The sequence below is a fragment of the Cyanobium sp. N5-Cardenillas genome (assembly GCF_024345515.1).
GTDB lineage: Bacteria > Cyanobacteriota > Cyanobacteriia > PCC-6307 > Cyanobiaceae > Cyanobium.
The window spans coordinates 1-5,742 of sequence record NZ_JAGQBG010000200.1 but is presented as its reverse complement, the minus strand read 5'-3'; the positions used below and the strand labels follow the sequence as shown (position 1 = coordinate 5,742).

Here is a 5,742-nt window from a genome sequence, read left to right as displayed (position 1 = left end):
CACCCCCCTCCCCCAGCCCGCCCCTGCCAATCCGACCGTGACCCTGCCCCCCGCGGCCACCCCCCTCTACAACCACCCCCTGCCCGCCCTGGAGGCCTGGCTGCGTCAGCTGGGCGCCAACCAGTCGCGCACCAACGTCGCCCACTGGGACCTGCACCGCCCTGAATGGAGCGCCCGCATCGCGTTGGAGGTGGAGGAACTGCGGGTGAGCTGGCACCAGGAGGGCCGCACCACGGCGCGCCAGTTCCCCTATGGACTCTCGCGGGCCGATGTGGAGGCGGCGATCCTGGCGGGCCCCTGAGGGCCGGGGGCCATGCCGTTCAGAGGCTGGAAAGGGCGGCGTCGATGGCGGCGTAGCAATGGGCCAGCTGGTCGTCGTCGAGGCACAGCGGTGGCAGCAGGTAGACCACCTGCCCCAGGGGCCGCAGGAACACGCCCCGCTCCAGGGCCAGCCGTTGCAGCCGTGGCCCCACCGGATTGAGGTAGCCGGGCTGATCCGTGGCCACCTCGAAGGCGGCGACGCTGCCCAGCAGTCGCGGCCGTCGCACCAGGGGATGGTGTGCCAGGGCCTCCAGCTGGGGGCGGTGGCGCGCCTCGAACCCCTGGTGGCGCTCTGGCCGCTCCTGGAGCAGATCAAGGCTGGCCAGGGCGGCGGCGCAACCCAGGGGGTTGGCGGTGAAGCTGTGGCCGTGGAAGAGGGTCAGGCCCGGGGCGGTGCCGATGAAGCCCTCGTAGATGGCCTCCCGGGCCAGGGTGACCCCCATGGGCAGGAAGCCGCCCGTGAGCCCCTTGGAGAGGGCCATCAGGTCGGGTTGGATGCCGGCCCGCTGGCAGGCGAACAGGTGGCCGCTGCGGCCGAAGCCGGTCATCACCTCATCGGCGATCAGCAGGGCCCCGGTGGCGCGCACCATCACCTCCACCCGGCGCAGGAACGATTCGCGCACCAGGGCCATGCCGCCGGCCCCCTGCAGCAAGGGTTCGAGGATCACCGCCGCGGTGGGCGTCGCCAGCAGCTGCTCCAGCCGCGCCAGGGCGGCGGCCTCCCGCGCCTCCACCCCCTCGTCGTCCCACCAGGTGGCGGGCCAGGGGGCCCGGGCCACGGCGAACAGCAGCGGCTCGAACGCCTCCGAGAACAGGGAGCGCTCCCCCACCGCCATGGCGCCGAAGGTGTCGCCGTGATACGCCCCCTCGAAGGCGATCAGCTGCTGGCGGGGTTCGCCCCGGTTGCGCCACCACTGCCAGGCGATCTTCAGGGCCACCTCCACCGCCGTGGAGCCGTTGTCGGAGAAGAACAGCCGCTCCAGCCCGCTGCAGGCGGCCAGGCGCTCGGCCAGCTGCTCGGCGGCCGGATGGCGGAAATCGGAGAAACCCACCTGCTCGAGGGTGCGGGCCTGGCGGGCGACGGCGGCGGCGATGCTGGGCTCGGCGTGGCCGTGCAGGGTCACCCACCAGCTGCTGATGCCATCGATCAGCCGGCGGCCATCCTCCAGCTCCAGCAGAGCCCCTTCGCCGCGCACCACCCGCAGGGGCGGGTTGGCCGTGGCCACCTGGGTGAAGGGGTGCCAGAGGTGGGGGTGCCAGCCGGGGTCACTCAGCGGCATACATCCGAACGGCGTTCGCCACCGGTGGCCAGCGGCCCGCAGTTGACCCAGCGGGTGACGCTGGTCTCGATGTCGGTGAACAGCACCAGGATGCCTGCACAGAGCGCGGCGACGGCGCCTGTCACCAGCAGATGCTTACGGTTCATGGCTGCAGGCTACGGGCCAGGCCACTGCGCTGCCATTGCCGCTGCAGGCCCTCGCGGTCGAGGGGATCCAGGGGCGGCAGTTCCGCCAGCACCGGCACCCCACCGAGGGCAGCCAGGGTGCGGGGGTTGTCGGGGTGGGGATCGCCATTGAGCACCAGGCCAAGGACGGGGATCGAACGCCGCTCCAGGGCCTCAAGGGAGAGCAGGGTGTGGTTGAGGGTGCCCAGGCCGCTGCGGGCCACCAGCAGCACCGGCAGGCCCCAGACGGCGATCTGATCGATCTGCAGCCAGTCGCGCCGCAGGGGCACCAGCAGCCCCCCCGCCGTCTCCACCACCAGGGGCCCGTCCCAGGCCGGCAGGGCCAGCCGGGCCGGATCGATGCTGAGGCCGTCCTGCTCGGCCGCCCAGTGGGGGGAGACGGGGGCCGTGAGGCGGTAGGCCTCCGGCCACACCCGTTCCGCGGGCAGCGCCAGCAGCTGCTGGACCCGGCCCGTGTCACCGCCGCCCTCCAGGCCGCTCTGCACCGGTTTCCAGTAGTGGGCTACCAGGCCCTGCACCAGCAGGGCGCTCACCACCGTCTTGCCCACGTCGGTGTCGGTGCCGCAGACCACCAGTTGCAGGGGGGCGCTCATGGCCTGGCGGTGGGGTCGCGGTGGCCGACCAGCAGCAGCACCTCACAGGTGAGGGGCTCCTCCACGGGCCATTGGGCCAGCAGTCGGCGCAGTTCCCCTGCCGACAGGGGTGGGCGGCGGCTGGCGCCGGCGCCGAGCCGCCGCAGGTGGCGCAGGGTGGGAAGGCCCCCCTGCCGCGGCCGGCTGAAGCGCAGCACCCGGCTGTGGTGGAGCCGCAGACCGGCCCCGGCGGCGGCGTGGATCAGGCGGTCGGCCTGCGGCAGCTCCAGGGCGGTGCAGGGCACGCCGGCGGCGGCGGCGGCCCGGTGCCACTGGGGGAAGCTGCCGGCGGTGGGCACCGCCAGGGCCAGCCAGCCGCCCGTGGCCAGGGCTCGGCACCAATGGGCCAGCTGGCCACTGGGATCGTCGAGCCATTGCAGCGCGAATCCGGAGACCAGCATGGCGGCTCCCCGCAGGGCTGGTGGCAGGCCGTCGTTGAGGTCCCACACCAGCCTTGGCTGCAGGGGATTGCGCTCCAGCAGTTCGGGGCAGAGGTCGAGCTGCAGCAGCCCCTGCACCGGCAGCGCCCGCGACAGCAGGCCGCTGCCGGCCCCCAGATCGGCGCGGGGGCCGGTGGGCAGGGGCAGGTCACGGCAGAGGTGCCCCAGCCGGCAGGCCATGGCCTGCTGCAGCAGGGCCTGCGCCTCGTAGCCCGCTGCCCGGCGCCCGAAGTGCTGGCGCACCCGGTCGCTGAGGCCGGCCCTGGTGTCGGTGGCAAACCCCAGGCGGCTCATGCTGGGCCCAGACCTTGGAGCCACTCCAGCACCGGCGCCATCACCGGGCTGCGCAGCAGGCAGTGGCCGGCCCCCTCCAGGCTGACCACATCTGCCTGGGGCAGCGCCTGCCGCAGCAGGGCGCGGGCCTGGGGAACCACGATGCGGTCGGCTTGGGCCTCCACGATCAGCACCCGGGCCTCCGTGGGGAAGCCCGCCGGCAGGCCATCGCTGCACTCCAGCAGGGCCAGGTCCTGCCGCAGCCGTTCCCGGCCCGCCGCCCCCACCGGCTGGTCGGCGGGCCCAGGGGGCAGCAGTTCGGCGGGATCGGGGCTGGCCGCCTCGGCCAGGAAGCGCCGCAGCAGGTTCTGGGCCCGCAGGGCCGTTTCGGCTTCGCTGGGACCCTCGGCCAGCTGGGCGGCCATGGCGGCCAGGGCGGCGCGCACCCGCCGACCCTCCGCCCCCGGCGGCACGAAGCGGCCGAAGCCGGCCAGCAGCACCACGGCGCCGGCGCCGGCGAGCACCGCGGCATCCAGCAGGTGGGGGCCCATGGAATGGCCGATCACCACCTTTCGCCCGGCCCCTTCCCAGGCGGGGCTGAACGGAGTGCGGTGGCCATAGCCCCGCTCGGCGCACGACCATCGCCAGCCCAGGGGGGCGGTCACCTCCCGCCAGGGCGTCCAGTTGGCGCCGTCGCCGGCCCAGCCGTGCATGGCGATCACCTGGAGGCTGGCGGGGGCGCTGGGGGCCATCAAGGGGTGGGGGGGGACGGGGCCGGGCCGAGGGCTCCGATCAGGCGGGCAAGGGTGCCTGCGGGAAGATCCTGACGCAGCACCAACCGCAGTCGGGCCGTCCCGGCCGGAACCGTGGGAGGGCGGATCGCCACCGCCAGCAGGCCGGCGGCCTCGAGGCGCTCCTGCAGGGCCAGGGCGGCCCCGTCGTCCCCCACCAGCAACGGCAGCACTGGCCCGTCGCCGGCGGGCCGCGGCCAGCCCGCCGCCGCCAGCGCCTGCCGCCAGCGGTGCGCCCGCGCCAGCAGCTCCGTGGCGATCTGGGGCTGGGCCTCGATCTGCCGCAGGGCCGCCAGGGCCCCGGCCGCCAGGGGCGGTGCCAGGGCGGTGGTGTAGCGGAAGGCGCCGCTGGCCTGCAGCAGCCAGTCGCCAAGCAGGGCATCGCCGGCGAGGAAGGCGCCACCGCTGCCGAAGGCCTTGCCGAAGGTGCCGCAGACCAGGTGCACCCCCTCCAGGCCATGGCCCAGGCCGCGGCCGCCGGGCCCCAGCACCCCCAGGGCATGGGCCTCATCGAGCAGGAGCAGGGCCCCATGGCGGCGACACAACGCCGCCAGGGCCGGCACGTCCGGACTGGTGCCCTCCATGCTGAACAGGCTTTCGCTGAGCACCAGCCGGGTCTGGTCCGGTTGGCTGGAGCGGGCCTGGGCCAGCCGCCGCTCCAGATCCCCCAGGTCGTTGTGGGCGAAGCGCACCAGCCGCGACCCGCTGGCGCGCACGCCGGCCAGCAGGGAGTGGTGCACGTGGCGGTCGGCGCACACCAGGGACTGGCGATCGGCCAGGGCGCTCACGGCGGCGACGTTGGCCTGGAAACCACTGGGGAACAGCAGCACCCGCTCCCGGCCCAGCCAGGCGGCCAGGGCGGCCTCCAGCAGCCGATGCACCGGCCGGGTGCCGGTGACCAGCCGTGAGGCGCCGGCCCCCAGGCCACTGCGTTCGAGTTCCGCCCGGGCCGCGGCGATCACGCCGGGATGGCGGCTCAGGCCCAGGTAGTCGTTGCTGGCCAGATCCAGCAGGGGGATCGGCCAGGAGTCCCCTGGCACCGCCCCGGCCCCACCGGGCTCTTCCTGGAGGCCGCTGCCAGCGGTGGGACGGAAACTGCGCAGCCGCCGCCGCCGTTGCTGTTGCAGGGCGGCCAGCCCGTCAAGGAGCCGCCGCCGCCAGGGGGGCCTCAGGCCGTCGGCATCCAAGGGATGAACCCGAACACGGGTGGCAAAACCCTAAGGGGGCGGCAGGTCGCGTCCAGCCCATAGGATTCGCTGATGCTCGACAGCCCCGACGTTGGCAGCACCACCCGTGTGGACGGGCCCAGCAACAACGCGATCGGCAGCGACGTGAACGGCTCCCGTACGGCCGCGAACAACCCTGTTCCGCCGGTGGAGGAGCTGTTCCCCTTCCCCCTGGACGGGTTCCAGCTGGAGGCGATCGATTCGCTCAACCAGGGCCACTCGGTGGTGGTGAGCGCCCCCACGGGCTCCGGCAAGACCCTGGTGGGCGAGTACGCCATCCACCGGGCCCTGGCCCACGGCCAGAAGGTCTTCTACACCACTCCCCTCAAGGCGCTCTCCAACCAGAAGCTGCGCGATTTCCGCCACCAGTTCGGCCACGAGAAGGTGGGCCTGCTCACCGGCGACCTGAGCCTGAACCGGGAGGCCCAGGTGGTGGTGATGACCACCGAGATCTTCCGCAACATGCTCTACGCGGAGATCGACCACCTCGACGACGACCCCCTCGCCGATGTGGAGGCCGTGGTGCTCGATGAGTGCCACTACATGAACGACACCCAGCGCGGCACCGTCTGGGAGGAATCGATCATCCATTGC

At 73.8% G+C, this 5,742-nt stretch carries 8 protein-coding genes; 2 read left to right on the top strand and 6 right to left on the bottom strand.

What is annotated here, in order from left to right; translation table 11 throughout:
* A partial coding sequence (locus tag KBZ04_RS13815) for a DUF3143 domain-containing protein (RefSeq protein WP_409995988.1) occupies positions 1-301 on the top strand: 301 nt, incomplete at its 5' end.
* A gap of 19 nt (positions 302-320) precedes the next feature.
* On the opposite strand, the gene bioA is transcribed toward KBZ04_RS13815, so the two are convergent.
* Genes bioA through KBZ04_RS13785 form a run of 6 tightly spaced genes read right to left on the bottom strand, consistent with a single transcriptional unit; the run spans position 321 to position 5,058 of the window.
* Entirely contained in the window at positions 321-1,601 is a 1,281-nt protein-coding gene (gene bioA / locus KBZ04_RS13810; RefSeq protein ID WP_254992481.1) for an adenosylmethionine--8-amino-7-oxononanoate transaminase, read from the bottom strand.
* The gene (locus tag KBZ04_RS13805; RefSeq protein ID WP_254992480.1) at positions 1,592-1,747 is read right to left on the bottom strand and encodes a hypothetical protein; all 156 of its coding nucleotides are present in this window, start codon (positions 1,745-1,747) and stop codon (positions 1,592-1,594) included. Before KBZ04_RS13805 ends, bioA begins: the two co-directional genes overlap by 10 nt.
* Entirely contained in the window at positions 1,744-2,379 is a 636-nt protein-coding gene (gene bioD / locus KBZ04_RS13800; RefSeq protein WP_254992479.1) for a dethiobiotin synthase, read from the bottom strand. The genes KBZ04_RS13805 and bioD overlap by 4 nt, the downstream gene beginning before the upstream one ends.
* Positions 2,376-3,152 (bottom strand): SAM-dependent methyltransferase, encoded by a 777-nt coding sequence (locus tag KBZ04_RS13795; RefSeq protein WP_254992478.1) that lies wholly within the window; start codon positions 3,150-3,152, stop codon positions 2,376-2,378. The genes bioD and KBZ04_RS13795 overlap by 4 nt, the downstream gene beginning before the upstream one ends.
* On the bottom strand, positions 3,149-3,883 hold the full coding sequence (locus tag KBZ04_RS13790; RefSeq protein ID WP_254992477.1) for an alpha/beta fold hydrolase: 735 nt from the start codon (positions 3,881-3,883) through the stop codon (positions 3,149-3,151). The genes KBZ04_RS13795 and KBZ04_RS13790 overlap by 4 nt, the downstream gene beginning before the upstream one ends.
* On the bottom strand, positions 3,883-5,058 hold the full coding sequence (locus KBZ04_RS13785; protein ID WP_409995989.1) for an aminotransferase class I/II-fold pyridoxal phosphate-dependent enzyme: 1,176 nt from the start codon (positions 5,056-5,058) through the stop codon (positions 3,883-3,885). The genes KBZ04_RS13790 and KBZ04_RS13785 overlap by 1 nt, the downstream gene beginning before the upstream one ends.
* Positions 5,059-5,181: 123 nt before the next feature.
* Between KBZ04_RS13785 and KBZ04_RS13780 the strand changes: the two genes are divergently transcribed.
* On the top strand, positions 5,182-5,742 hold a 561-nt coding region (locus KBZ04_RS13780; protein WP_254992475.1), incomplete at its 3' end, for a DEAD/DEAH box helicase.